General features: G+C 69.2%; 28 protein-coding genes, 1 tRNA gene and 1 riboswitch. Of the genes, 23 read left to right on the top strand and 6 right to left on the bottom strand.

The annotated features are described in order from the left end of the window. The first annotated feature begins 18 nt into the window (after positions 1 to 18). The 17 genes from ruvB (at position 19) to ACFE71_RS03050 (ending at position 14476) form a co-directional block, all read left to right on the top strand. The gene (gene ruvB / locus ACFE71_RS03130) at positions 19 to 1044 is read left to right on the top strand and encodes a Holliday junction branch migration DNA helicase RuvB (RefSeq protein WP_375427354.1); all 1026 of its coding nucleotides are present in this window, start codon (positions 19 to 21) and stop codon (positions 1042 to 1044) included. Positions 1045 to 1089: 45 nt separating this feature from the next. Then, the gene (gene ptsP / locus ACFE71_RS03125) at positions 1090 to 3363 is read left to right on the top strand and encodes a phosphoenolpyruvate--protein phosphotransferase (RefSeq protein WP_375427353.1); all 2274 of its coding nucleotides are present in this window, start codon (positions 1090 to 1092) and stop codon (positions 3361 to 3363) included. Between the two features lie 105 nt (positions 3364 to 3468). Next, the gene (locus ACFE71_RS03120; protein ID WP_375427352.1) at positions 3469 to 4464 is read left to right on the top strand and encodes a helix-turn-helix domain-containing protein; all 996 of its coding nucleotides are present in this window, start codon (positions 3469 to 3471) and stop codon (positions 4462 to 4464) included. A gap of 77 nt (positions 4465 to 4541) precedes the next feature. Next, the gene (locus tag ACFE71_RS03115; RefSeq protein WP_375427351.1) at positions 4542 to 5429 is read left to right on the top strand and encodes a tol-pal system YbgF family protein; all 888 of its coding nucleotides are present in this window, start codon (positions 4542 to 4544) and stop codon (positions 5427 to 5429) included. Positions 5430 to 5464: 35 nt separating this feature from the next. Then, entirely contained in the window at positions 5465 to 6430 is a 966-nt protein-coding gene (gene tilS / locus ACFE71_RS03110) for a tRNA lysidine(34) synthetase TilS (protein WP_375427350.1), read from the top strand. A 112-nt stretch (positions 6431 to 6542) separates the two neighbouring features. Further along, complete coding sequence (gene ftsH, locus ACFE71_RS03105) at positions 6543 to 8510, top strand: ATP-dependent zinc metalloprotease FtsH (protein WP_375427349.1); 1968 nt, start codon at positions 6543 to 6545, stop codon at positions 8508 to 8510. A 65-nt stretch (positions 8511 to 8575) separates the two neighbouring features. Then, complete coding sequence (locus ACFE71_RS03100; RefSeq protein ID WP_375427348.1) at positions 8576 to 8878, top strand: hypothetical protein; 303 nt, start codon at positions 8576 to 8578, stop codon at positions 8876 to 8878. Continuing rightward, positions 8869 to 9489: a nicotinate-nucleotide adenylyltransferase gene (locus ACFE71_RS03095; RefSeq protein ID WP_375427395.1), complete on the top strand. Its 621-nt coding sequence runs from the start codon at positions 8869 to 8871 to the stop codon at positions 9487 to 9489. Before ACFE71_RS03100 ends, ACFE71_RS03095 begins: the two co-directional genes overlap by 10 nt. Before the next feature lie 83 nt (positions 9490 to 9572). Then, entirely contained in the window at positions 9573 to 9938 is a 366-nt protein-coding gene (gene rsfS / locus ACFE71_RS03090) for a ribosome silencing factor (RefSeq protein WP_375427394.1), read from the top strand. 4 nt (positions 9939 to 9942) lie between these two features. Next, on the top strand, positions 9943 to 10365 hold the full coding sequence (locus ACFE71_RS03085) for a 23S rRNA (pseudouridine(1915)-N(3))-methyltransferase RlmH (protein ID WP_375427347.1): 423 nt from the start codon (positions 9943 to 9945) through the stop codon (positions 10363 to 10365). A gap of 3 nt (positions 10366 to 10368) precedes the next feature. Next, positions 10369 to 10647 carry a hypothetical protein gene (locus tag ACFE71_RS03080; RefSeq protein ID WP_375427346.1) on the top strand — a complete coding sequence of 93 codons (279 nt, stop codon included), beginning with the start codon at positions 10369 to 10371 and terminating at the stop codon, positions 10645 to 10647. Then, positions 10640 to 11335, top strand: coding sequence for a murein hydrolase activator EnvC family protein (locus tag ACFE71_RS03075; RefSeq protein WP_375427345.1), 696 nt, complete (start codon positions 10640 to 10642; stop codon positions 11333 to 11335). Before ACFE71_RS03080 ends, ACFE71_RS03075 begins: the two co-directional genes overlap by 8 nt. Before the next feature lie 3 nt (positions 11336 to 11338). Beyond that, positions 11339 to 11563, top strand: coding sequence for a hypothetical protein (locus ACFE71_RS03070; protein WP_375427344.1), 225 nt, complete (start codon positions 11339 to 11341; stop codon positions 11561 to 11563). Between the two features lie 60 nt (positions 11564 to 11623). Then, positions 11624 to 12961 (top strand): S41 family peptidase, encoded by a 1338-nt coding sequence (locus ACFE71_RS03065; protein WP_375427343.1) that lies wholly within the window; start codon positions 11624 to 11626, stop codon positions 12959 to 12961. 30 nt (positions 12962 to 12991) lie between these two features. Continuing rightward, the gene (locus ACFE71_RS03060) at positions 12992 to 13465 is read left to right on the top strand and encodes a disulfide bond formation protein B (protein WP_375427342.1); all 474 of its coding nucleotides are present in this window, start codon (positions 12992 to 12994) and stop codon (positions 13463 to 13465) included. 5 nt (positions 13466 to 13470) lie between these two features. Then, positions 13471 to 14004, top strand: a complete 534-nt coding sequence (locus ACFE71_RS03055; RefSeq protein ID WP_375427393.1) for a demethoxyubiquinone hydroxylase family protein — start codon at positions 13471 to 13473, stop codon at positions 14002 to 14004. A gap of 10 nt (positions 14005 to 14014) precedes the next feature. Continuing rightward, the gene (locus ACFE71_RS03050) at positions 14015 to 14476 is read left to right on the top strand and encodes a hypothetical protein (RefSeq protein ID WP_375427341.1); all 462 of its coding nucleotides are present in this window, start codon (positions 14015 to 14017) and stop codon (positions 14474 to 14476) included. A gap of 60 nt (positions 14477 to 14536) precedes the next feature. Here the strand turns inward: ACFE71_RS03050 and ACFE71_RS03045 are convergent, their stop codons facing one another. Then, positions 14537 to 15079 carry a hypothetical protein gene (locus ACFE71_RS03045; RefSeq protein WP_375427340.1) on the bottom strand — a complete coding sequence of 181 codons (543 nt, stop codon included), beginning with the start codon at positions 15077 to 15079 and terminating at the stop codon, positions 14537 to 14539. A 157-nt stretch (positions 15080 to 15236) separates the two neighbouring features. Here ACFE71_RS03045 and ACFE71_RS03040 point away from each other — a divergent pair, with 157 nt between their 5' ends. Beyond that, positions 15237 to 16616: a hypothetical protein gene (locus ACFE71_RS03040; protein WP_375427339.1), complete on the top strand. Its 1380-nt coding sequence runs from the start codon at positions 15237 to 15239 to the stop codon at positions 16614 to 16616. Between the two features lie 4 nt (positions 16617 to 16620). Beyond that, positions 16621 to 16698: riboswitch (ZMP/ZTP riboswitch) on the top strand. Between the two features lie 17 nt (positions 16699 to 16715). Further along, complete coding sequence (locus tag ACFE71_RS03035; protein ID WP_375427338.1) at positions 16716 to 17408, top strand: DJ-1/PfpI family protein; 693 nt, start codon at positions 16716 to 16718, stop codon at positions 17406 to 17408. Here ACFE71_RS03035 and ACFE71_RS03030 read toward each other — a convergent pair. After that, a complete protein-coding gene (locus tag ACFE71_RS03030) occupies positions 17374 to 18024 on the bottom strand; it encodes a DedA family protein (protein WP_375427337.1) in 651 nt (216 codons plus the stop codon). The genes ACFE71_RS03035 and ACFE71_RS03030 overlap by 35 nt on opposite strands. A gap of 86 nt (positions 18025 to 18110) precedes the next feature. Between ACFE71_RS03030 and ACFE71_RS03025 the strand changes: the two genes are divergently transcribed. Genes ACFE71_RS03025 through ACFE71_RS03015 form a run of 3 tightly spaced genes read left to right on the top strand, consistent with a single transcriptional unit; the run spans position 18111 to position 21149 of the window. Further along, complete coding sequence (locus ACFE71_RS03025) at positions 18111 to 18911, top strand: aldo/keto reductase (protein WP_375427336.1); 801 nt, start codon at positions 18111 to 18113, stop codon at positions 18909 to 18911. Beyond that, positions 18908 to 20305, top strand: a complete 1398-nt coding sequence (locus ACFE71_RS03020; protein WP_375427335.1) for a UdgX family uracil-DNA binding protein — start codon at positions 18908 to 18910, stop codon at positions 20303 to 20305. The genes ACFE71_RS03025 and ACFE71_RS03020 overlap by 4 nt, the downstream gene beginning before the upstream one ends. 4 nt (positions 20306 to 20309) lie before the next feature. Next, positions 20310 to 21149: an HpcH/HpaI aldolase/citrate lyase family protein gene (locus ACFE71_RS03015; RefSeq protein WP_375427334.1), complete on the top strand. Its 840-nt coding sequence runs from the start codon at positions 20310 to 20312 to the stop codon at positions 21147 to 21149. Here ACFE71_RS03015 and ACFE71_RS03010 read toward each other — a convergent pair. Together ACFE71_RS03010 and ACFE71_RS03005 are read right to left on the bottom strand one after the other, a co-directional pair. Further along, the gene (locus ACFE71_RS03010) at positions 21139 to 22425 is read right to left on the bottom strand and encodes a glycoside hydrolase family 130 protein (RefSeq protein ID WP_375427333.1); all 1287 of its coding nucleotides are present in this window, start codon (positions 22423 to 22425) and stop codon (positions 21139 to 21141) included. The two genes, ACFE71_RS03015 and ACFE71_RS03010, sit on opposite strands and share 11 nt — an antisense overlap. A gap of 57 nt (positions 22426 to 22482) precedes the next feature. Next, a tRNA-Thr gene (locus ACFE71_RS03005) sits at positions 22483 to 22557 on the bottom strand. A 78-nt stretch (positions 22558 to 22635) separates the two neighbouring features. On the opposite strand from ACFE71_RS03005, the gene ACFE71_RS03000 reads away from it, so the two are divergent. After that, the gene (locus ACFE71_RS03000) at positions 22636 to 22761 is read left to right on the top strand and encodes a hypothetical protein (protein ID WP_375427332.1); all 126 of its coding nucleotides are present in this window, start codon (positions 22636 to 22638) and stop codon (positions 22759 to 22761) included. 25 nt (positions 22762 to 22786) lie between these two features. Here ACFE71_RS03000 and ACFE71_RS02995 read toward each other — a convergent pair whose 3' ends face one another. Together ACFE71_RS02995 and ACFE71_RS02990 are read right to left on the bottom strand one after the other, a co-directional pair. Continuing rightward, a complete protein-coding gene (locus ACFE71_RS02995) occupies positions 22787 to 24583 on the bottom strand; it encodes an aminopeptidase P family protein (RefSeq protein WP_375427331.1) in 1797 nt (598 codons plus the stop codon). Positions 24584 to 24739: 156 nt separating this feature from the next. Further along, positions 24740 to 25111, bottom strand: coding sequence for a hypothetical protein (locus ACFE71_RS02990; protein WP_375427330.1), 372 nt, complete (start codon positions 25109 to 25111; stop codon positions 24740 to 24742). Between the last annotated feature and the right edge of the window lie 7 nt (positions 25112 to 25118).

The raw sequence follows: 25118 nt of genomic DNA, 5'->3' as shown, positions 1-25118 counted from the left end.
GGCTAGAGCCGACGGGCTTTGACCGACGCCGACCGCCTTCTCACCGCCGCCCGCCGTCCCGAGGACGTCGATGCCGCGCTTCGTCCGAAAACGCTCGACGATTTCGTGGGGCAGAAAGCGGCGCGCGAGAACCTGCGCGTGTTCATCCAGGCCGCGAAGGCGCGGGGCGACGCGCTGGACCATGTGCTGTTCTTCGGGCCGCCTGGCTTGGGCAAGACCACGCTGGCGCAGATCGTCGCGCGCGAGCTGGGGGTAGGCTTTCGCGCCACCTCCGGCCCCGTGATCGCCAAGTCGGGCGACCTGGCCGCGCTCCTCACCAATCTGGAGGACGGCGACGTCCTGTTCATCGACGAGATCCATCGGTTGGCGCCCGCCGTCGAAGAGGTGTTGTACCCGGCGATGGAGGACCGCGCGCTCGACCTGATGATCGGCGAGGGGCCGTCGGCGCGGTCCGTTCGCATCGACCTGCCGCGCTTCACGCTGGTGGGGGCGACGACGCGGCAGGGATTGCTGACCACGCCGCTGCGTGACCGGTTCGGCATCCCCGTCCGGCTGCAATTCTACACGGTCGAGGAACTAACGCGCGTGGTGACGCGCGCGGCCGGGCTGCTAGGGCTCGCCATCGCCCCCGACGGCGCGGCGGAGGTGGCGCGCCGCGCGCGGGGCACCCCGCGCATCGCCGGGCGGCTGCTCAGGCGGGTGCGCGATTTCGCCGACGTGGCCGGGGCGGGGACGGTCGACGCGAAGGTCGCGGACGCCGCGCTCAACCGGCTCGAGGTCGATGGGCTTGGCCTCGATGCGATGGACCGGCGTTACCTGACGATGATCGCCGACGTATACCGGGGCGGGCCTGTGGGCGTCGAGACACTGGCGGCGGGCCTGTCCGAACCGCGCGACACCGTCGAGGAGGTGATCGAGCCGTTCCTGATCCAGCTCGGCCTGATCGCCCGCACCGCGCGCGGCCGCTGCCTGAACGCGGGCGGGTGGAAGCACCTAGGGCTCAACCCGCCGGCGGGATCGCAGGACGGCCTGTTCGACCTTTGATCTCCTCCCTTCCCAGCGATGGACGAAAGGTAGTACCCGACCACCATGCCTGTCTCTGCCGCCGCTTCCGCCCGCGAGATCCTGACGCGCTTGCACGATGTGATGGCGGCGCGCACCGCCGCCCAGGCCAAGCTCAACCAGGTCGTCCAGATCGTCGGCGAGGCGATCGCCAGCGAGGTCTGCTCGATCTACCTGCTGCGCGAGGGCGTGCTGGAACTGTACGCCACGCGCGGGCTGGCGGAGGAGGCGGTGCACGTCACGAAGCTCGCGATGGGCGAGGGACTGGTCGGCACCATCGCACAGAATTCGGAGATCCTGAACCTCGACGAGGCGGCGGCGCACCCCGCCTTCGCCTACCGGCCCGAGACCGGTGAGGATCGGTATCACAGCTTCGCGGGCGTCCCCGTCATCCGGCGCGAGCGCGCCGTCGGCGTGCTCGCGGTCCAGCATGCCGAACCCCGCGCCTATGCCGATGTCGAGATCGAGGCGCTGCAGACGGTGGCGATGGTCCTGTCCGAACTGATCGCCAATGCCGGGCTGATCGACGGCGGCGACGCGCCCGGACGGCCGCAATCGACCGCGCCGATGCGGATCATGGGGCAGAAGCTGGTCGACGGCATGGGGTCGGGCCACGCCGTCTATCACCAACCGCGCATCGTCATCGAACATACCGTCGCCGAGGACACGGAGGCCGAGCGCGCCCGTGTCTATTCCGCCTTCGACCGGATGCGCGAGCAGATCGACAACATGGCCGCGCAGGCGGAGTTCGGCGGCGGGGGCGAGCATGACGAGGTGCTCCAGACCTACCGGATGTTCGCATACGACGAGGGTTGGAGCCGGCGGATCAACGAGGCGATCGACAGCGGGCTGACCGCCGAGGCGGCGATCGAGCGGGTGCAGCAGCGCACGCGCCAGCGGATGCGCCAGATCGACGACCCGTTGCTCGCCGATCGAATGCACGATCTGGAGGATCTGGCGAACCGCCTGCTCCGCACCGTGTCGGGCCAGATGGGGACGGCCGCGCAATCTGGGCTGCGGCGGGACACGATCCTGATAGCTCGCAATCTGGGTCCGGCCGAGCTGCTGGAGTATGACCGCCGCCGCCTGAAGGGCGTGATCTTGGAGGAGGGGTCGCTGACCGCGCACGTCATCATCGTCGCGCGCGCGATGGGGGTACCGGTGCTCGGCCGCGCGCGCGATATCCGGCGGCAGGTGGCGGAGGGTGACCTGCTGTTGCTCGATGTCGGCGAGGCGAACGTCTTCGCGCGACCCACCCCGGCGATGGAGGAGGCGTTCGAGGGCAAGCTGGTCCTCCGCCAGAAGCGGAAAGCAGTGTTCGCGGCGATGCGCGACGTGCCGCCCGTCACCATGGACGGCCATCGCGTCACGTTGATGGTCAATGCCGGCTTGCGCGACGACGTCCATGCGCTTGACCAGACGGGGGCGGACGGGATCGGGCTGTTCCGCACCGAATTCCAGTTCCTGGTCTCCGCGACCCTGCCGCAGCGCGAGCGCCAGCAGCGACTCTATCGCGAGGTGCTCGACGCGGCGGGCCAGCGCCCCGTGGTGTTCCGCACGGTCGATATCGGCGGCGATAAGGCGCTGCCGTACCTGAACACCTCGGCGGAGGATGAGGAGAACCCGGCAATGGGCTGGCGCGCGCTGCGCGTCGCGCTGGAGCGGGACGGCCTGATGAAGGCCCAGGCGCGTGCGCTGCTCGAGGCGGGGGCGGGGCGCAGCTTGAACGTCATGTTCCCCATGGTGTCGGAACCCTGGGAGTTCGACGAGGCAAAGGCGTTGTTCGAGGCGCAGCGGTCCTGGATATCCGATCGCGGCCGCCGCCTGCCGACCGCCGTCCGGTACGGCGCGATGCTGGAGGTGCCGGCGCTCGCCGAGCAGCTCGACGTTCTGCTCCCCAAGATCGATTTCCTGTCGATCGGCACCAACGACCTGACGCAGTTCCTGTTCGCCGCCGACCGCGCCAATCCCAAGCTGGCCGAACGGTACGATTGGTTGTCGCCCTCGATCCTGCGCTTCCTTCGCCGCGTCGCGGACGCCTGCCACGCCGCTGACGTGCCCGTCGCGGTCTGCGGCGAGATGGGCGGCCGGCCGCTGGAGGCGATGGCGCTGATCGGGATCGGCATCGACCGGCTGTCGATAACCCCGGCGGCGGTCGGACCGGTCAAGGCGATGATACGTTCCCTGGACCGGGAAGGCTTGCGCGTGCGGATGGGTAGGCTGCTCGGCGACGCCCCGCCGCGGACCTTGCGCGCCGATCTGGCCGCCTGGGCGACGGACGCGGGCGTCGAGTTGGCCTGAGGATTCGACCAACCGATTTCCGTCCCGCGTTGACACGCCCCCGGCGCTCTGGGACGTAACGAACCGGGCCGCGCGGCGGGCGCGGGCGCCGGGTGCGGAGTGGGCATGACAGAGGGCGATCCGGTTCAAGGCCCGGTACAAGGCTCGGGTTCGAGCGGAGCGACCGGACCCGATACGGTCGGCGATCAGCTCCGCGCGGCGCGCGAGGCGTTGGGATTGACCCTCGACGATGTCGGCGCGCGCACCCGCGTGCCCCTGCGCCACCTTCGATCGATCGAGGCGGGCGCCTATGCCGGTCTTCCATCGGGTGCCTACGCCGTCGGCTTTGCGCGCGCCTACGCCCGCGCCGTCGGGCTCAGCGATGCGGCGGTCGCCAAGGAGGTGCGCGTCGAGCTCGACCGCGCGGGCCCCAAGAAGGTGGACTATACGCCATATGAAATGGCTGACCCGGCGCGCGTCCCGTCGCGCGGCGTCGCCCTCGTCGCCGCCGGGCTGGCGCTCGCTTTTTTGATCCTGGGCGGGCTGTGGTTCGCGAGCACGCGTTTCGATACTGGCGACGGCGCGGCGACCAGCCCGCCCGACGCGGTGGTCGCGTCGACCCCATCCGCGCCCACGCCCGCCGTCACCCCGACGGCCGGCGGACAGGTCACACTCGCCGCCGCCGACGATGTCTGGCTGCGTGTGTACGACGCCGACGACCGTACGCTTTATACCGGCACCATGAAGCAGGGCGAACGTTTCGACGTGCCGGCCGACGCGCGTGATCCCAGGATCGACGTCGGTCGCCCCGACAAGCTGCAGGTGACGCTCAACGGATCGGCCGTACCCGCGCTCGGCACGGGCGAGCGCCCGGTGAACGACGTGCGCGTCGGCGGCTCGGCAATCGCGGAGCGGATCGCGGGCGGGGCGGTCGCTGCGCCGACCGGGACGTCCTCCGCCGTGCCGGCGGCGGGCGCGGCGGCCGCCGCCGGAACGGTCGCGGCCGTGCGCGCGCGGCCCGGCCCGACCGAGTCCCAGGCCCGGCCGCGCCGCGTCCTGACGGAGACGCAGCGCGCGAACCTCGAATCCGCCGCCCGCGTCCGCGCCCAGACGCTGCGCTGAACGTCTTCATGCTGGCGACAGGTGGCCGGGTGCAGCCGTGGAAAGCCGATAACCATCATCCCGGGGGTGCCTAGTCCATGCGTCCGATCCTGTTCGTCGCGACCGCCGCCATGCTATTCACACCCGGTGTCGTCGGCGCGCAAAGCGTCGAGGGACGCGTCGGCAAGCTTGAGTCCGAGATGCGCGCCGTTCAGCGTAAGGTCTTTCCCGGCGGGGCGGGCCAGCTGCTCCAGCCGGAGATCGAGCAGGCGCCGCAGGGCGTCGATCCTCCGCCCGGCGCGTCGGCGTCGAGCCCTGTCGCCGACCTGACCGCGCGCGTGGCCTCGCTCGAAGGGCAGATCGCGACGATGACCGGCCAGATCGAACAAGGCCAGTTCCGCCAGCGCCAGCTCGACGAGGGCTTCATCGCTTACCGACGCGAGACCGACGCGCGGCTCAAGGCGCTGGAGGATCGGACGACCCAGTCGATCCCGGCGACCCGCGCGGACGCGTCGGAGGATGATGCGAGGTCCGCTTCGTCGCTTCCCGCGGCGGTGCCCGCAGCCGCTCCCGCCGTCGTCGAGCAGGATACGGGCGACGCGGGCGAGGACGCGTATATGTACGGCTATCGCTTGTGGACGGCCAAGCGTTACGTCGACGCCGAGACGCAGCTGAAAAAGGTCGTCGCCGCCTATCCCAAGCATCGCCGCGCGTCCTACGCGCAGAACCTGCTCGGTCGCTCCTATCTCGACGGTGGGAAGCCTTCGCTCGCCTCCATCGCGTTCTACGACAATTACAAGAAGATGCCGGACGGCGAGCGCGCACCCGACAGCCTCTACTACCTCGCCCAGGCGCTCCGGACGCTGAAGAAGCCCGCCGACGCCTGCAAGGTCTATGGCGAGCTGAACGATGTGTACGGGGCCAAGATCGACGCACGAATGAAGGCCGACATCGTCAAAGGCCGCGCCGCCGCGAAATGCTCGTGAGCGCGTCCGCGCCGAGCGGTGCGGGGTAGGGGCGGATGGACGACGCCGCCCGGTTCCGCGCCGACCTGACCCACGCCTTCGGGCGCGGATATGACGGCGTGCTGGGTCTCGCCGTATCAGGCGGCCCGGACAGCATGGCGATGCTCGCGCTCGCCGTCGAGGCGTTGGACGGCCGAGTGTCGGTCGCGACGGTGGATCACGGCCTGCGTCCCGAAGCCGCGGAAGAGGCCGCGCTCGTCGCGGGCGCGTGCGCGGAGTTCGACGTTTCGCATGTCACCCTGACTCCCGGCGCGGCAATCGCCGGAGCCAGTCTGCAGGCCCGGGCGCGCGCGGTCCGTTACGAGCTCCTCGGGCGATGGGCGGCCGCGGGCGGGGTCGGCGCGGTCGCGACCGCCCATCACGCCGACGATCAGGCGGAGACGTTCCTGATGCGCGCGGGACGCGGATCGGGGCTCGCCGGGCTCGCCGGGGTGCGCGCGCGCACGACCATCGCGGGGATCGTCGTCGTGCGTCCGCTCCTCGACTGGCGGCGCGCCGAGCTGCGCGCGCTCGCGCGGCGGCGCGAGTTGCGGTTCATCGACGATCCCGCCAATGCCGACGATCGGTACGAGCGCACGCGCGTCCGTCAGCTGCTCGACGCCCATGAATGGCTCGGCCCCGCCAACCTCGCCCGTTCGGCAAGCTATCTGGCGGAGGCGGACGGCGACCTGCGCGCGGTCGTCGACTGGCTGTGGGCCGCACGTGCCATGACGGACGGGGACGACGTGCGCGTGGACGCGACCGACCTGCCGCGCGAGATCCGCCGCCGCCTCGTCCGCCGGGCGGTGACGGTGGTCCGCGCCGTCATCGGGCTGACCGAGCCCGTTTTCTCCGAGGCGAGCAACGTCGAGGCACTGCTGGACGGGTTGGAGCGGGGCCGCCGCGTGACCCACGCGGGCGTCCTCGCCTCGGTGCGCGAAGGTCGTTGGCGCCTGCGCCCGGCTCCGCCGCGCCGACAGTGAGGAAAGCCGTTCGCGCGGGCGCGGCGAGCCCCGCGCCCAGCCGCCCAATCTTCGGTCCGAGCCGCCCATCCGTTCCATTGCCATTAACCCGTATGCGCTTATCTTCAGCGCCATGAACGAAGACAACAAGCAGCCCTCGCCCGGCAGCGGCGGCCCTGGCCCCAATCCTTGGATGAAGAGCCTTCTCGTCTGGGTCGGCATCCTGTTGTCGCTGGCGTTGCTGGTGACCGTGTTTGACGGCCGGAGCGGCGTAGCGGCGGGCAATCAAATCCAGTATTCCGCATTCCTCGACAAGGTCGACGAGGGCACCGTCCGCGACGTGACTATCTCGCGCGACACGATCGCGGGGACGCTGTCGTCGGGAGAGAAATTTCGTACCGCGCCCGTCCAGGACCCGACGCTGATCGCCAAGCTGCGCGAGAAGGGCGTCTCCTTCACCGCGAAGGCGGATGAGGGGCCGTCGATCTGGATGGTGCTGCTTTACCAGTCGCTTCCGTTCCTGCTGTTCCTGGGCATCGCGTTCTTCGTGCTCAAGCAGATGCAGAAGGGCGGCGGCGCCAACGGGGCGATGGGCTTTGGCAAGTCACGCGCCAAGATGCTGACGCAGAAGGAGGGCAAGGTCACCTTCGCCGATGTCGCGGGCATCGACGAGGCGCGTGAGGAGCTGGAGGAGATTGTCGAGTTCCTGAAGGATCCTACCAAGTTCGCTCGCCTCGGCGGTAAGATTCCCAAGGGCGCGCTGCTGGTCGGCTCACCGGGTACCGGCAAGACGCTGCTCGCCCGCGCGATCGCCGGCGAGGCGGGCGTGCCCTTTTTCACGATTTCGGGCTCGGATTTCGTCGAGATGTTCGTGGGCGTCGGCGCCAGCCGCGTGCGCGACATGTTCGAACAGGCCAAGAAGTCCGCGCCCTGCATCGTCTTCATCGACGAGATCGACGCGGTCGGTCGTCACCGCGGCGCGGGTCTCGGCAACGGCAATGACGAGCGCGAGCAGACGCTGAACCAGTTGCTCGTCGAGATGGACGGCTTCGAGGCGAACGAGGGCATCATCATCATCGCGGCGACGAACCGTCCCGATGTGCTCGATCCCGCCCTGCTGCGTCCGGGCCGCTTCGACCGTCAGGTCGTGGTGCCGCGCCCTGACATCGAGGGCCGGATCAAGATCCTCGAAGTGCACATGAAGAAGGTGCCTCTCGCCCCCGACGTCGACGCCCGCGTGATCGCGCGCGGCACGCCCGGCTTTTCGGGCGCGGACCTCGCCAACCTCGTCAACGAGGCGGCACTGACTGCGGCGCGGAAAGCCAAGCGCCTGGTCGCGATGGCCGAGTTCGAGGAGGCCAAGGACAAGGTCATGATGGGCGCGGAACGCCGCTCCATGGTGATGACCGATGACGAGAAGCGGATGACCGCCTATCACGAGGCGGGCCATGCGGTTGTCGCGATGCACGAACCCGCGTCCGATCCGATCCACAAGGCGACGATTATCCCGCGCGGCCGCGCGCTGGGCATGGTCATGCGCCTGCCCGAGCGCGACAGCTACTCGTACCATCGCGACAAGATGTACGCGAACCTGTCGGTGTCGATGGGCGGACGCATCGCCGAAGAAATCATCTTCGGTTACGACAAGGTATCGTCGGGCGCGTCGGGCGACATCCAGTATGCGACCAACCTCGCGCGCGACATGGTCACCCGCTGGGGCATGTCGGACAAGGTAGGGCCGGTTGAATATGGCGAGCCCGAGGGCGAGAGTTTCCTGGGTTACTCGTCGGGCCGTCCGGCGCGCATGTCCAATCAGATGGCCGAACTGATCGACGCGGAGATCAAGCGCATCGTCGAGGGCGGACTCGACCGCGCGCGGCACGTACTTACCGAGCACGTCGATCAGCTTCACATGGTGGCTGACGCATTGCTTGAACATGAGACGCTGTCCGGCGACGAGATCAAGAAGCTGATCGCGGGTGAAGGTATCGACCGGACCGACATCGGGCCCAGGACCAATATCCCGCGCGCCGGGACCAGCGTGCCCAAGACGCGTCGTCCGAGCGGTCCGTTCGGTTCGCCGAGCCCGCTTGGGACGTGACGACGTGGTGGGTCGTTCTGACGGCCGTTTCCGCCCTAGGTTTGGCCGCGCCAGCCGGGGCGGCGATGACCGTGGGCGAGTTCATCGCCAAGGCGAACGGGCTTCGATCCAAAGGGCCGATGTCGGTGTTCTCGGGCGAACTCGGGCTGCTCAGGCGCGAGATGACCGGGGTAGCGCAGCAGCTGAAGGCGGAAGGCGATCAACGCCGCGCCGCTGGTTTGCCGCCTCGTGCCTGCCCGCCCAAGGGCGTTAAGATCGGCTCGACCGAACTGATGAGCGCGATGAACGCCATCCCGCCCGCCGAACGGGGGATCAGCCTGAAGGACGGCTTCGTTCGCGCGATGGCGATGCGCTTCCCCTGCCGATAGGCCGCCACGTCGGGCTGCTCGGCGGATCGTTCAATCCGGCGCATCGCGGGCACCGGCGTGTGACATTGGACGCGATCCGGACGCTTGGTTTGGATGAAGCATGGTGGCTCGTGTCGCCGGGCAATCCGCTCAAGGCGGATGCGCCCGACATGGCTTCTCTCCAGGTGCGCCTTGCGTCGGCCAAGCGCTTGGCGCGGCGCGCTTCGATTCGCGTGACCGCAGTCGAAGGACGGTTGCGAACGCGCTACACCATCGACACGCTTCGGGTGCTGAAACGACGCCATCCACGCGTGCGGTTCATTTGGATCATGGGGAGCGACAACCTTGCCCAGTTCCACCGCTGGCGCGACTGGCGAGGGGTTGCGCGCGAGGTCGCGATTGCGGTGGTGGCGCGGCCGGGGTATGAGCATGAGGCCCTCGTTGGTCCGGCGATGGGCTGGCTCCGGCGATATCGACGACCGGTAAGCCGATCGACCGAATGGACGACGTGGAGATTGCCGGCGCTCATGCTGCTGCGCTTCCGCCCCGACCCGACCTCCGCGACCGCTATCCGCGCGGCCGCTCCGGACTGGCATCGCCATCCGCAACTTTCCGACCAACCCCGAGACTAGGAGCCGTTTTGCCCGCCACTTCCACCGCCCCCCCCGCCGTATCATCGCCACCGCGCACCGCCGACGCGCAGGAGATCGCGGCGATGCACCGCGTCATCATGCAGTCGCTGGAGGACGACCAGGCCGTCGATCTGATGACGATCCCGCTCGCGGGCAAGACGACGATCGCCGACCATATGGTGATCGCCAGCGGCCGGTCGACGCGCCAGGTCGCGTCGATGGCGGCCAAGCTCGCCGAGAAGATCAAGGGCCAGTTCAAGCGACCCGCGAGGATCGAAGGTCTGCCGACCGCCGATTGGGTGCTGATCGACGCGGGCGACGTGATCATCCATATTTTCCGACCGGAGGTGCGCACCTTTTACAATCTGGAGAAGATGTGGGCGTTCGGCGACACGCTGAACCCGACCGCGACCGCTGATCCGGTACCGCTCCCGCCGGCAACAGCCTGAACCGGTGCTGCTCCATATCGTCGCGCGCGGCCGGATCGGCCGTTCGCCCGAGGCGGAGTTGGTCGACCGATATCTCGGGCGGATTGGCTGGCCGACGCGCGTCACCGAGTTGCCCGACGGCGGTGGCCGGCCCCCGCCCGAACCGATCCGCACCAAGCGCGTGATGCTGGACGAGACGGGCGACCTGCTCGCCTCGCGCGCGCTTGCCGAGCGGCTAGAGCGGTGGCGTGATGATGGCGTGCGCGAGACGCGGTTCCTGCTTGGCGCGGCGGAGGGGTTCGACGACGCGGCGCGGGACGGCGCGGACCTGCTGCTGTCCTTCGGGCACGCGACCTGGCCGCACCTGCTGGCACGCGCGATGCTGGCCGAGCAGCTGTTTCGGGCGACGAGCATCCTTGCCAATCATCCTTATCATCGGGAAGGTTGAGTTGTGAGGGCGCGGGCGGGAATTGGATTTACGGCGGCGCTCGCGCTGGCGGGGATCGTGGCCGCGCAAGCACCCGATTTTGCGGGTCGGCGGCGCCGCCTCCTCGCCGACAAGCGCGAGGCCGCGATCGCGTCCGCCCGTGCCGAAGCTTTCGGCCGCTCGGCGATGGCGGAACGTGACGCGGCGTCGCGAGCCGCGGCCGAGGAGCGCGCGCTCGCTGCGCGGGTGACCTCGGCACAGGCCGAGCTGGAAGCGGCGCGCGCGGATCGCGGTGGTGGATGAGTTGCTCTGGACGCAGCGGGCGCGGCTGGCTGCGGCCCAGGCACCCGTCGCGGGTCTGCTCGCCGCTCTCCAGTCGCTCGCGCGCCGGCCCGCGATCGCAGCGGTGGCGCAACCGGGATCGGTCGCCGACCTCGTCCATCTGCGCGCGGTGCTCGGCGGCGCGTTGCCGGTTGTCGAAGCACGCACGGCGGTCGTCCGGGTCGAGCTGGCGCGGGCGCAACGGCTGCAGCGGAGCGCGGGGCTCGCAGCGGCGGCGCTCCGCGACGGGCGCGTCCGGCTCGAGGGGGAACGGGCGGGGCTCGCGAACACCGAAGCGAGGCACCGGGCGCAGGCGCGCTCGCTCGGGCGCGACGCGCTGAGCGAGGGCGACCGGGCGCTTGCCTTGGGTGAGCGCGCGCGCGACCTGCTCGACCGTATCGATGAAGGCGATCGCGCGAAGGTCACGGCGGGGGCGCTGGCGTCCTTGCCCGCTCCCTCGCCACGCCCGCTCGCCCCTGGGGCGGTGCCGTCGATCGCGAATAGCGGCATCTATCGCCTGCCAGTCGCGGGACAGCTGGTGACCGGGTTCGACGCGGTCTCCCCCGCCGGGGTACGCTCGCGCGGGCTGAACTTCGTCGTCCGGCCGGGTAGCACGGTGGTCGCGCCGGCCGGCGGGGTGGTTCGCTACGCTCAGGCCTATCGCGGCTAAGGCATGGTCATCGTCATCGATCATGGCGAGGGCTGGTCGAGCACGCTGACCGGGCTCGCCGTAGCCAGCGTGCGGTCCGGCGCGGTGATCGGGGTCGGAGCGCCGATCGGTGCCGCGCCGCGCGGCGATGCGCCCGAGATCGCGGTGGAGCTGCGTCGACGGGGTCGCCCGGTCGACATCGCTGCCTTGCTGAGCCCCGGTCAGCCCCGGTTAACCCGTAGGCTTTGATACGGCCGGCGACCGCGCTAAGCTCTGACCATCACTCGCGATCCAAGGACCGTTCCGCCCATGTCCCGCCCGATTTTCACCGCCACCGCGATCGTCGGCGCGCTGGCGCTGGTACCGATCGCGACCGTTGCGATGGCGGCCGCCGATAGCGAGATCTATCGCGAGTTCGACCAGTTCATTGACGTGTTCAACCGGGTGAAGGCGGATTACGTCGACAAGGTCGACGACAAGACGCTGATCAAGGGGGCGATCGCGGGGATGTTGTCCTCGCTCGACCCGCATTCCTCCTATGTCGACGCGCTCGATTTCGACAATCTACGCATCCAGACGGAGGGCAATTACGGCGGGCTGGGCCTGACGGTCTCGATGGAGGACGGCGCGGTCAAGGTCATCGCGCCGCAGGAAGACACGCCCGCCGACCGCGCCGGGGTAAAGGCGGGCGACTACATCACGCATATCGATGGCAAGCTGATCTTCGGCGCGTCGCTCGACGAGGCGATCGGGCAGATGCGGGGCAAGGCCGGCACCAAGATCGCGCTGACGCTGGTCAGGCCCGGCCGCGACAAGCCCGTCGAGGTCGCGATGATGCGCGAGGTGATCGTCCAGCGCCCCTTGAAATGGGAGTTGAAGGGCGATGTCGGCTACATCAACATCAACACCTTCTCCGAACAGACCGGAGCCGACACGCGCGCCGCGTTGATGGCGGTCGAGAAGGCGCTCGGGCGGCGGCCGCTGGGCTATGTCGTCGATCTGCGCGAGAACGGCGGCGGGTTGCTCAGCCAGTCGATCGAGGTGGCGGACGCGTTCCTTGAGCGCGGCGAGATCGTCTCGCAGCGCGGGCGCGAGCGGACCGATATCGAGCGGTATTTCGCGAAGCCGGGCGACGCCGCGCACGGGCTACCGGTGATCGTGCTGGTCGATGCCGGGACAGCGTCGGCGTCGGAGATCGTGGCAGGCGCGCTCCAGGACCATCACCGCGCGATCGTGATGGGGGAGCGGACGTTCGGGAAAGGATCGGTGCAGACGCTGCTGCCGGTCGGGCCCAAGACCGCGCTGCGGTTGACCACGGCGCGGTACTTCACGCCGTCGGGCAAGTCGGTGCAGGAGGGCGGGATCGAGCCCGACATCGCGGTGCCGCAGCTGTCCGACCCCGACCGCAAGAGCCGGCCCGTCTTCCGCGAGGCCGACCTGCGTCGTCATCTGATCAACGAGGTCAAGGCCGACAACAAGGTGCTGGAGGAGGACGTCAAGGACGATCCCCGCTTCACCGCGACGCCCGAGCAGTTGAAGAAGCAGGGCGTTGACGATTTTCAGCTGCAATACGCGCTAAAGACGATCGCGCGGCTGGGCGGCCCGGCGCAGGTCGCGGCGGCGACGCGACCGGCGGTGAAGAAGTAGCAGTTGGTTCGAGGACATGACCTTGCGAGAGTGCTCGCGCTCCTGATCCCGGCGGCGTTGCTTACCGGAGCGTGGGGGTCGCAGCTCGTCGGCGGGCTGTACCCGTGCGAGATGTGCCATTGGCAGCGTTGGCCGCATTACGCAGCGATCGTAGCGGCCGCGCTGGCGTTCGCGGTCGCGGGACGGACGCGATACGTGTTGGTCGCGGTCGCGGCGGGGCTGATCGCGACATCAGGAGCGATTGGGTTGTTCCATGCCGGGGTCGAATATGGCTGGTGGCGCGGGATCACGAGCTGCACCTCGACCGTGGCGATTGGCGGTATTGGAGGCGGGGCGAGCGCGGATGACCGGCTCGCCGCGATCCTGAACGCGCCGCTGGTCCGGTGCGACCGGGCACCCTGGACGCTGGTCGGCGTGTCGCTTGCGGGGTTCAACGCGCTCTTCTCGCTAGGCGGCGCGCTCACCATCTGGTTACTTATGTCAGGCAGGAAGATCGCGCGATGAACGATATGAGCTGGAAGCCCGGCGACCGGACCGTCGACACCGACGCGATAATCCGCGTCGATCAGGCGGGCGAGTACGGCGCGACGCGCATCTACGCCGGTCAGCTGGCGGTGCTGGGCGACCGGCACCCGGCCGCGCGCGCGATCCACCACATGGCGAGCCAAGAGGAACGGCATCGCGCCTTCTTCGACCGGATGATCGTTGAGCGCGGGGTGCGGCCGACCTTGTTGCACCCGTTCTGGAACGTCGCGGGCTTCGCGCTGGGCGCGGTGACGGCGGCGATCGGGCCGGGGGCGGCGATGGCTTGCACCGCCGCGGTCGAGACGGAGATCGACAAGCATTATGCCGAGCAACTGGTCGAACTTGGCGACAGCGATCCCGAGTTGTCGGGGGCGATTGCCGATTTCCAGGCGGAGGAGCTCGAGCACCGCGATCACGCCATCGCGGCGGGGGCGGAGGACGTATTCGGCTATCCGGTGATGAGCGGCTTGATCCGGCTGGGTTGCAAGATCGCGATCGCGGCCGCCAAGAGGATTTGAGGGGATGACGATGTCCAAGCTGTTCGTGGCCGCCCTGGCTGCATCCGTTTTCGGCGCCGCGCCCGTCCAGGCGCAGCAGGTCGCGCTTCCCGGCGTGGCCACGCCGAAGTCGACGAGCACCCCGGGCGAGGTCGCGCGCGGCGCGCCCGTCAACGGCGTGCTCGTGCTCTATGGCAACCAGCGCTGCCCGACCGATAATGCGGGGAACGAGATCGTCGTTTGCGCCAGGCGTTCCGCGCAGGAGCAGTTCCGCGTGCCCAAGGAGCTGCGCGAGCTGGAGATCACGCCGGAGAACGAGGCCTGGGCGGTGCGGGCCGGATCGGCGTTGGAGGCGGGCGCGGGGGTGAACACGATCGGCAGTTGTTCGGCGATCGGGCCTGGCGGGCAGACCGGCTGTTTCAATCAGCGCGTCCGGGAGTCCCGGCGCGAAGACGCGGCGCGGGCCGTCGAGCGGTCTCGTCAGCCGCAATAAGGCGGGGGCGGCCGCTTGGCGGATTGAGAGACTAAGTCATTTGCTCGTCGCGTGGGACGATCAGGCGTCGGCAGGGCACTTCACCGACAAGCCGCTGGTCAGGTTTTTCAAATGAGCGCTTAGACTGTCCGATGCGCTCCTCACGTTGGAGGCTAGACGCTCGGCCTCCTCTTCTCCAATCACCAGTACTGTCCTGTCAACGTGTCCTTGACACAGCGCGGCAAGGCGGATCACCACGGTCCACCGACCTTTCTGATCCAGCGTGATCTCCGTTAAGCCGTGGCAGAGCATGTTCCGAAGCGACAGATGTTCGCGGAAACGTGCTATGGCGGTGGCGGCCCGCCGCCCCTCAGGCGCGAATGGACCATCGGTGCCGATAGCTGCGGCCAAGGCGTCGAAACGCTGTCCCAACAGATGCGGAAGTTTGATTCCGCCACCGCGACCGGGTGTCGCCGAGAGCGTCAGGAGGCACTCCGTCATCGCCGCTTCGCCTCGCGTGAACGCGTTCAGGCAGCGACCTCGCCAACCGTTCACCTCGCGGACCGCCCGATCGAAAGGTTCGCGAGGAAGTGTGTCCAACGAAAAAGGCGTGATGGCGTTCATGGCTGTCGTATCGCAGGCGCGAGTTGACGATCGGTGTGCGTGGGCTGTCACCCGCCATATGGACGATATCGGATCGCGCGCTTAGCGTCGCATCATGGGGAACGGGGGGCAGGTAAGCGTCGGCGAACGTGCGGGTGGACGATGGTTCAGATTTGCATTGTTCCTGCTCGTCTGGTTCTCGTGCGCGTGGTTCGGGTCTTGGGAGGGCAATCCCAACAATGCGACGCGGTTGTTCGCGGCGGTCAGCCTGGTCGAGGACGGGGATGCGACGATCGACGAGTTTGCCCCGTTGACGATCGATTTCGCGCGGTTCGGCGATCATTATTACCTCGATAAAGCGCCCGGCATGACGCTGATGGCGCTGCCCGCCGTCGCGGTCGTGACCGCCGTTACGGGGGTACGGTCGGCGGCGGTGCCGCTCAGGGAAGGCGATCCCGCCTTCTCCCGGTTCATGCTGGCGCGGCAGTGGGTCGCGACCGCGAGCGGGCCGGCGGTGCTGACGGCGGTCGCGGCGGTGTTGCTGTTCGACCTCGCGCTCGGGTTGACGGGGCGGGCGGGGGCTGCATTGGCGGCGAGCCTCGCCTATGCGCTCGGCTCGCCGATCTGGGGCTGGTCGACGACCTTGTTCGGGCATTCGAGCGTGGCGGCGCTGTACGTGATCGCGGTGTGGGCGGTGTGGCGGGGGACCGCCGACGCGCGGGCGCGACCGGGGCTGGCGCTACTCGCGGGGGCGGCGCTCGGTTGGGCGGTGGTGGTCGAGTATCAGGCGGTGCTGGCCGGTTCGGCGATCGGCGGGTGGGCGCTGGCGAAGGCCTGGCCACGGCCGGAGCGGTGGTGGCTGATCGGGCTGGCGGCGGCGGGCGGAGTGGCGGCGTTGGTGCCGATGGCGGTCTATAATCTCGTCGCGTTCGGGACGGTGTTCCGGCTTGGCTATCAGGGCGTGGTCGGGTGGGAGGGAATGAACCAGGGGTTCTTCGGGCTGACGACGCCGTCGCTCCGCGTGCTGCGCGAGATCACGGTGGGCCCAAGGCGGGGGCTGTTGTGGGTCGCGCCGGTGCTGCTGTTCGCGCCGATCGGGCTGGTGCTGCTGTGGCGCGAGCGGGCGACGCGGGGGCTTGCGATCGCGGTCTCGCTCGCGGCGACGATCGTGCTGCTGGTCAACGCGTCCTATTATTATTGGGACGGGGGCAATTCGACGGGGCCACGTCACGCGATGCCGGTGGCCGGGCTGCTCGCGATCGGGCTGGGGGCCTATTGGGCGTCGCTGGGGACGCGTCGCGAGCGGGTGTTCGTGGGCGGGCTCCTCGGCGTGTCGATGCTGATCAACCTGATGATCGCGGCGGGCGACGTGATGGCCCCGCCCGACTTCAAGTACCCGTTGAAGCAGTTCGTGTGGGACATGCGCCTGGTACGCGGGCAGATGTTCACGGTGGCGAGCAGCTGGTGGGGCTGGTCGAGCTGGGCGGGGCTGGCGTTCTATCTGGCGGTCGCGGGGCCGCTGATCGGATGGCTTGCGCGGCGGGCGGCGCGGGCTTAGCCTGCGCGGGCCGCGTGACTGGCGCCGAGTGGATCACCACGGGGGAGCGCGGCGGACCGAGCCGCGCGCCTGGGCATCCTTTCGAATGGGAGTCCATCCATGTCCGACCATCTTCACGTCGCGTTCCTGCTGTTTCCGAACGTCACCCAGCTCGACCTGACGGGACCGGTGCAGGTGCTGTCCAGGCTGGGGAATGCCCGGATAGATCTAGTGTGGAAGACGCTGAAGCCGGTGCCGACCGATGCAGGCTTCTCGATCGTGCCGACGGCTACCTTCGCCGACGTGCCCGTGGCGGACATCCTGTGCGTTCCGGGCGGGATGGGGGTCACGGCTATCATCAATGATGACGAGGCGATCGGGTGGGTTCAGCAGGTCGGCGCGTCCGCTCGGTGGGTAACGAGCGTGTGTACGGGGTCGCTTATCCTGGGCGGGGCGGGTCTGTTGAATGGATATAAGGCGGCGACGCACTGGGGCTGGTTCGAGGCGCTACGCCTATTCGGTGCGGAGCCGGTGGCGGCGCGCACCGTCTTCGATCGCGACAGGGTAACCGGCGGCGGGGTGACGGCCGGTATCGACTTCGCGTTGGCGCTAATGGCTAAAACACGTGGCGAAGCGCATGCGCGCGCTGTGCAGCTTAGCCTGGAATACGATCCACAGCCGCCCTTCGACGCGGGATCGCCGGAAAAGGCGGGTGACGAGCTTGTCGATGTATATCGGCGGCGGATGGACCAGATCGCGCCCGACCGGATGGAGGAGCTTAGGGAAGCTGCGCGCTTGCGCGGGTTTTCCTGATGCCGTTCACGCGGTGCCAGATATAGAAGGCGATCGCCGCCGCGCCGAGCACGCCGATGACGATATGCGCCTGGTGGAACGCCGCCTTGAGCCGAGGGTCGCTGTTCCATGACTGGCCCAGCTCGCGCCCGACCCAGGCGAGCGCGAAGCAGAAGGGCCAGGAGCCGATGAAGGTGTAGAGGTGGAACGGCAGGAGCTTCATGCGCGCGACGCCGGCCGGGAAGGCGATGAAGGTGCGGATGACGGGCAGGAGCCGGCCGACCAACACCGCCAGCGAGCCCCAGCGGGCGAAGAAGCGTTCGGCCGCGTCGATCTCGTCGAGCCCCACCAGGAAATACTTGCCGTAAGCCGCGACGAATGGCCGGCCTCCGCGCTTGCCGGCCTCGTATGCGAAGATCGAACCGACATTGCAGCCGAGCGCGCCGGCGGTGGCGGCGAGATACATGTTGAACTCGCCGGTCGAGACCAGATAGCCCGCGAGTGGCATGATGATCTCCGACGGCAACGGGATGCACGCGCTTTCGATCGCCATCAGCAGCGCGACGCCCCAATAACCGCCCGCACGGATGACGCCGACGCAGAACGCGACCAGCGCGCTGATGATGGTTTCAATCATGGCCGTCGGCGTAGGTGCGGTGACGCGCGGTCGTCAACCGGGAGGATCGGCGGAACCGGGCGCGGATGCGGTCGGTTGGGCCGCTTATGGATGATTTCACGCTGAATGACGGCCGCACGATGCCCCGGATGGGGCTGGGCACCTATCAGATTCCGGACGCGCAGGTGGCGAGCGTGGTCCGGCGCGGGTTGGACCTGGGCTACGGCCTGGTTGACACGGCCGCATTCTATCATAACGAGCGCGGGGTCGGTGAGGGGATGCGCGATGCGGATGCGTTCCTAACGACCAAGCTGTGGAACGACCGGCATGGCGACGCGGCGGCGGCGTTGGATGAGAGCCTGGCGTTGCTCGGCGTCGAGGCGGTCGACCTGTATCTGATCCATTGGCCGGTGCCGGGCGAGGGGCGGTATGTCGAGGCTTGGGAAGCGATGGTGAAGCTTCGCGAGGCGGGGCTGGCACGGTCGATCGGCGTGTCGAACTTCCGGCCGGGCGACATCGACGAGATCGTGGCGGCGACCGGCGTGATGCCCGCGGTCAACCAGATCGAGCTGCATCCGCGCTTCCAGCAACGCGAGGCGCGGGCGTATCACGATGCGCACGGCATCGTGACGCAGAGCTGGAGCCCGCTGGGGCAGGGCGGCGACATCCTGCGCGATCCGGCGGTGGCGCGGATCGCGCAGGCGCATGGGCGGAGCGCGGCGCAGGTGATCCTGGCGTGGCATCTGGCGCGCGGGCTGTCGGTAATCCCGAAGGCCGCGGACCCGGAGCATCTGAGCGACAATTTCGCCGCGCTCGAGCTGACGCTGGACGAGGCGGAGCTGGCGGCGATCGATGCGCTCGACGATTCGGACGGGCGGATCGGGCCGGACCCGGCGCGCTTCGGGTGAGGGTCGCTGCGCTCGCCGATCCGGACGACTTCGAAGGCTGGCGCGACGCCGCGCGAGGGTTGGCGGCGGAAGGCGTGCCGCCGGATGCGGTCGTGTGGCAGGTTGGCGATGTGCCGGTCGACCTGTTCGCGGGCGCGCCGGACGAGACCGCGCCCACGCCCGCCGCGACCGGTCCCGGCTTCTCCGTGCCGCGCGCGTTCCTCGACGTCGCCCGCATCGTCGTCCAGGCGCGCGACCCCGAGCGATTTGCTCTGCTGTACGCGGCGCTTGATCGGCTGCGGCGCGAGCCCAAGCTGATGGAGGATGCGGCGGACCCGCTGATCAAGCGGCTCGACGGCATAGCCAAGTCGGTCAGGCGCGACGTCCACAAGATGCGCGCCTTCGTGCGATTTCGCGAGGTGGAGGACGGGGAGGGGTCGCGCTACGTCGCGTTCTTCGAGCCCGATCATCACATCGTGCGCGGCAACGCGTCGTTCTTCGTCAACCGCTTCGCGTCGATGCGCTGGTCGATCCTGACGCCCGAGGTATCGATCCATTGGGATGGGACGACGCTGTCCGAAGGGCCGGGCGCGGCGCGGGGCGACGCGCCCGAGGGCGATCCGATCGAGGAAGTCTGGAAGACCTATTACCGGTCGATCTTCAACCCGGCGCGGGTCAAGGTCGGCGCGATGCTGCGCGAGATGCCGCGCAAATATTGGAAGAACATGCCCGAGACCGCGCTCGTCCCCGAGCTGCTGGCGGGGGCGCAGGCGCGGGAGAGCGGGATGATCGAGACGGCACGCGCGGCGGAGATCGGCGACAATGCGGGCGCGGCTTGGGACGCGTTGCGAGAGGAAGCGCGCGGCTGCACGCGGTGCCACCTATACAAGCCCGCGACTCAGACGGTCTTCGGCGAGGGGCCGGTATCGGCTACCATGATGTTCGTGGGCGAACAGCCGGGCGACCAGGAGGATTTGGCGGGCAAGCCCTTCGTCGGACCGGCGGGGCAGATGTTCAACCGCGCGCTGGCACAGGCGGGGATCGACCGGTCGGAGGCGTACGTCACCAATTCGGTCAAGCATTTCAAGTTCGAGCAGCGCGGCAAGCGGCGCATCCACGCCAAGCCCGACACGGGCGAGATCAACGCATGCCGCTGGTGGATAGATCAGGAGCGGATGCTGCTCCGGCCCAAGGTGACGGTGGCGCTGGGCGCGACGGCGGCGCGGTCGCTGTTCGGCAAGACGATGACGATCGGCGCGTCGCGCGGTCGGGCGATGGCGCTGCCCGACGGCGGCGAGGCGTGGATCACGGTGCATCCGAGCTATCTGTTGCGGCTGCCCGATCCGGCGGCGGCGGAGGTGGAGTATGGCCGGTTCGTCGAGGATTTGAAGATGGCGCACGCGGCTCTAGGGTGAGCGCGTGAAGACGTTCCGACCCCGCCGCTCCGCCCTGTTCATGCCCGCGTCGAACGAGCGGGCGATCGACAAGGCCCGGGGGTTGGCGTGCGATGTCGTCATCCTCGATCTGGAGGACGCGGTCGCGCCCGAGATGAAGGTCGAGGCGCGCGGGGCCGCCGTCGCCGCGGCGCACGCGGGCGGGTTCGGCGGGCGCGAATTCGTGGTGCGGGTCAACGCGCTCGACACCGAATGGGGTCTGGGCGACCTGGCGGCGCTGGCGGGTGCGCCGATCGACGCGGTGCTGCTGCCCAAGGTGTCGGGGCCCGAGCCGCTGGCCGAGGCGCGCGACCGGATCGGCGCGCCGCTATGGGCGATGATCGAGACGTGCCGCGGGATCATGAACCTGCGCGCGATCGTCGACGGCGCGCCGCGCGTGCTGGTCGCGGGGACGAACGACCTGGCCAAGGAGATGCGCTGTCGGCCGGGGATCGACCGGGCGCCGTTGCTGCCGCTGCTCGCGCAGATCGTGGTCGCGGCGCGGTCGCGCGGCATGGTGGCGCTGGACGGGGTGTCGAACGTCATCGACGATCCGGTGGCGGTCGAGGCGGAGTGCCGGCAAGGGCTCGCCTTCGGCTTCGACGGCAAGACGCTGATCCACCCTAGCCAGGTCGCGCCGGCGAATGCGGTGTTCACGCCCGAGGCCGAGGAGATCGCCTGGGCGGAGCAGGTCGTCGCCGCGTTCGCGCTGCCGGCCAACCGCGACCGTGGGGCGATCCGCGTCGAGGGCAGGATGGTCGAGCGCCTCCATCTCGACGAGGCGCGGCGCACGCTGTCGTTCAGGGGCGGGGCGGCTATTCCATGACGCTGAGCAGGTCGTCGATGTCCGCGGTGGCGAAGGCGGTGAAGCTGTCGGCGACGGCGTAGGGCAGCATCATAGTTCGTCCCTGGACCAGCGCGCCGCAGCTATAGACCACGTTGGGGACATACCCGTCGCGTTCGTGCGGGCTGGGGGCGAGCACCGGGCGCGGGGTGCGCGCCAGGAGTTTGGAGGGGTCGTCCTTGTCGAGCAGGCACGCGCCGACGCAGTAGTTGCGGACGGTGCCGACACCGTGGGTCAGGACCAGCCAGCCCTCGTCGAGCTCGATCGGCGAACCGCAATTGCCCATCTGCACGAACTCCCACGGATAACGAGGGGCGACGAGCTTCGCGCCGCCGTTCCAGTCGAGGATGTCGTCGGACTGGTGGTACCAGATGTTCTTGCCGTCCTGACGCCCGAGCATCGTATAGCGGCCGCCGAGGCGGCGGGGGAACAGCGCCATACCCTTTCCGCCCGACGCGTCGCCGGTCAGCGCGCGCATCTCGAACGACTTGAAATCGGTGCCGCTCAGCAGTTCCGACCTGGCTTCCGAGCCGCTGAAGGCGGTGTAGGTGCCGTGATACATGACGGCGCCGTCGTCCTCGACGAAGCGGACTAGGCGCAAATCCTCGATCCCCTGGCGCTGGCTGGGGAGGATGGGGAACAGCACGGTCTCCGAGATGTCCTGGCTGCCGCCGCAGGCGAGGTCGACGACCGCGCCGTCGTCGCCCAGCTCGCCGATGATCGGCGGGACGGAGACGGGGCTGGGTCGGTCCACGACGATCTCGCCGCCCGGCGTCCAGGTACCGGTCCGGAAGGTGACCGACGAGACATGGCCCTCGCCGATGCCGCGGAGCGACATGACGAAGCGGACCGCGCCGTCGGAAAGCCCGGACTGGTCGGGGTGGAGCACCGCGCTGGGGTTGAAGAGCGCCGCCGCCTCATAGGCGTATTCCTGGCTGAAATAGGCGCCGATCAGCTCGCGCTGCCGCTGGTCGAAGCGGTCCGGGTCCGCGAGGCGGGGCTTCATGTCGTCGAAGCGGCGCATCAGCATCGTCTCGACGTCGCGGTGGTTCTCGTCGAGCGACGCGGTGATGCCGTCCAGCTGGCGCGTGAGTTCCGCCTCGTCGAGCGCGCCGATCATATCGGCGACCTCCTGCGTCCGGGTCGCGCCCCCGCCGAAGCGCCGCGAGTAGCCGGGCTCGAACGGGCGGACGACGGTGCGCGACGGGTCGGGGCGGAGCACGACGTCGTGGAAAGTGAGCTTCGCGCGGTCGATCATCCGGGGTTCCTAGTCACGGGGTCGGACATTCAGTCACGCGCCCGGGCGAGCGGGGAATGGTGCTGCCGGTGAGGATTGAACTCACGACCTCAGCCTTACCAAGGATGCGCTCTACCACTGAGCTACGGCAGCACTGCCTGACGGCGAGGCGGGGCTAGACCTCACGGGGCCAGTGTTGTCAAGGCGCGCGGGCGGCGCGATAGGCCAGCCATGAGCGAGAAGGACCAGAGGGCCGAGCGGCTGGCGGCGCAGCTTCGGGCGAACCTGCTCAAGCGCAAGGCGCTGGCGCGCGAGCAGGCCGATCGGCGCAAGCCCACGAGCGATCCCGAGGCGTAAGCCGCGAGCGGGGCCATGGCCTCCGTCATCCGAGCTTCGAGCATTTCGCCGCCAACCACGCCCGGTCCGCTCCTTCGAGTTCGGGGCCGAGCGTCTCGAGCACCCCGCCATGATACGCGTTCAGCCATGCCAGTTCGGCGTCGGTCAACAAGGTGGGATCGATCAGCGTCGGCTCGATCGGGGCGAGGGTGAGCGTCTCGAACCCCAGCATCGGGCGGTCGCCGCCGGGGACGTCGCGCGGGATCACCAAGACGAGGTTCTCGATGCGGATGCCGTACTCGCCGGGCTTGTAGAAGCCGGGCTCGTTGGAGAGCAGCATGCGGGCGCGCAGCGGCTCCATCGCCGCCCCGCCGGGGTAGTTGGGGGCGGCGATCCGCTGCGGGCCTTCATGGACCGACAGGTACGCGCCGACGCCGTGGCCGGTGCCGTGGGGATAGTCGAGGCCCGCTTCCCAGAGCGGTCGCCTGGCGAAGGCGTCGAGATGGCCGCCGAGCGTGCCGTCGGGGAAGGTGGCGGTCGCGAGCGCGATGTGGCCTTTAAGCACCCGGGTGAAGCGGTCGCGCATCTCGGGGGTGGGATCGCCGATGGGCATCACGCGGGTGACGTCGGTGGTGCCGTCGGCATATTGCCCGCCCGAGTCGATCAGGAAGAGCTGGCCGCGCTCGATCGGGGCGTTCGACTCCTCGTCGACATGGTAATGCGGGATCGCGCCGTGGGGGCCGGTAGCGGATATGGTCGAGAAACTGGTGTCGATCAGCTTGGCCGTCGCCTGGCGGAACTCGAGCAGCTTGGCGGCGGCGGATAGTTCGGTCTGGCCGCCTTTAGGGCATTCCAGCTCGACCCAGCGGAGGAAGCGGGTGAGCGCGGCGCCGTCGCGGATCGAGGCGGCGCGGTGGCCGGCGATCTCGGCGTCGTTCTTGAGCGCCTTGGCGAGGACGACGGGGTCGCGGAGCGCGAGGACGGTCGCGCCGCCCTGCTCGAGCCGGTCGAGGATCGCGGCGACCGCGCGCTCGGGGTCGGCGACGACGCGCTTGCCGCGGAAGTTCACCAAGTTCACGCCAAAGTCGGTGCGGTCGTGGAGGCGCACGCCGTTGCCGAGGTGACGACGGACGGCGTCGTCGAGCTTGTCGGGGGCGACGAACAGGTCGGCGGTGCCGTCGGCGTGGATCATGGCGTAGGAGAGGGCGACGGGGGTGTGGTCGACGTCCGCTCCCCGGACATTGAGCGCCCAGGCGACCGAGTCGAGCGCGGACAGCACGACCGCGTCGGCGTTCCGCGCGGTGAGCCAGTCGGCGACGTCGGCGCGCTTGGCGGCGGAGCTGCGGCCGGCGAGTTCGTCGGACCGGACGGCGAGCTTGGCGGGGGAGGGAGCGGGGCGGTCGGTCCAGATCGCGTCGACAGGGTTCCGGTCGGTGGCGACGAGGGTCGCGCCGGCGTCGGCCAGCGCGGCCTCGAGCGCGCGGACGTCGGCGCGGGTGTGGAGCCAGGGGTCGTAGCCGACGCGCTGACCTTGCTTCGCTCGCTCGGCGAGCCAAGCGGCGATGCTCGCGTCCGGGACGCCGACGTAAGACCAATCGTCCGCCGAGACCTGCTCGCGCACCTGGAGCGTATATCGGCCGTCGGTGAAGATCGCGGCCTTGTCCGCCAGCACGACGGCGGTGCCGGCCGAGCCGCCGAAGCCGGTCAGCCAGGCGAGCCGCTGGGCGTAGGCCCCGACATATTCGCTCATATGCTCGTCGGTGAGCGGGACGACGAAACCGCCGAGGCCCTGGGCGGCAAGCTCGGCGCGAAGGGCTTGGAGGCGTTCGCTATGCGCGGACATCGGCGTTAACCATTCTGAACAAGTTGAGGGAAGTATAGGCGTGAACGGCGGTCCAGCCGCGTCCCCGATACGGCGGCGGTCGGGAGGGGATATGCGCGGTCGTCATCGCGAATCGCGTGGTGGCAGATCGAGGTCCTGTAGGACAGGGAGTCTTCGTCAGCCCGGGCCGACGACGCCGACCGCGCGGAGGACGACCGCTTGGGCGAGCATGACGGCCAGCCAAACGGCGGCTTCGGCGAGCGCGCGGGGCCAGCCGACGCCGTGGGTGACGAGGCTGACCGTGACCGTCGGCAGGACGAAGCCGACCCAGATGATGAAGGCGCTGCCGAGCGCGACGGTCCAGACGCCGGCCTCGACCGGGGCAAGGATCAGCGCGCCCGCCAGGATCGCGGCGAGCCAGGATAGGAGCGCGAAGGCGGCGAGCAGGATCGGCGTGGTGGTGCGACCGCGCCAGGCGATGGCGATGATCGCGGTGCCGATCAGCCCGGCGAGGAGGATCGGGATGGCGTTGGTGAGGATGTAGGACATGGGGCGC

This window comes from uncultured Sphingomonas sp. (assembly GCF_964237155.1).
Lineage (GTDB): Bacteria > Pseudomonadota > Alphaproteobacteria > Sphingomonadales > Sphingomonadaceae > Sphingomonas.
Note: the sequence above shows the minus strand (reverse complement) of the source record. Positions and strands in the feature narration are given on the sequence as shown.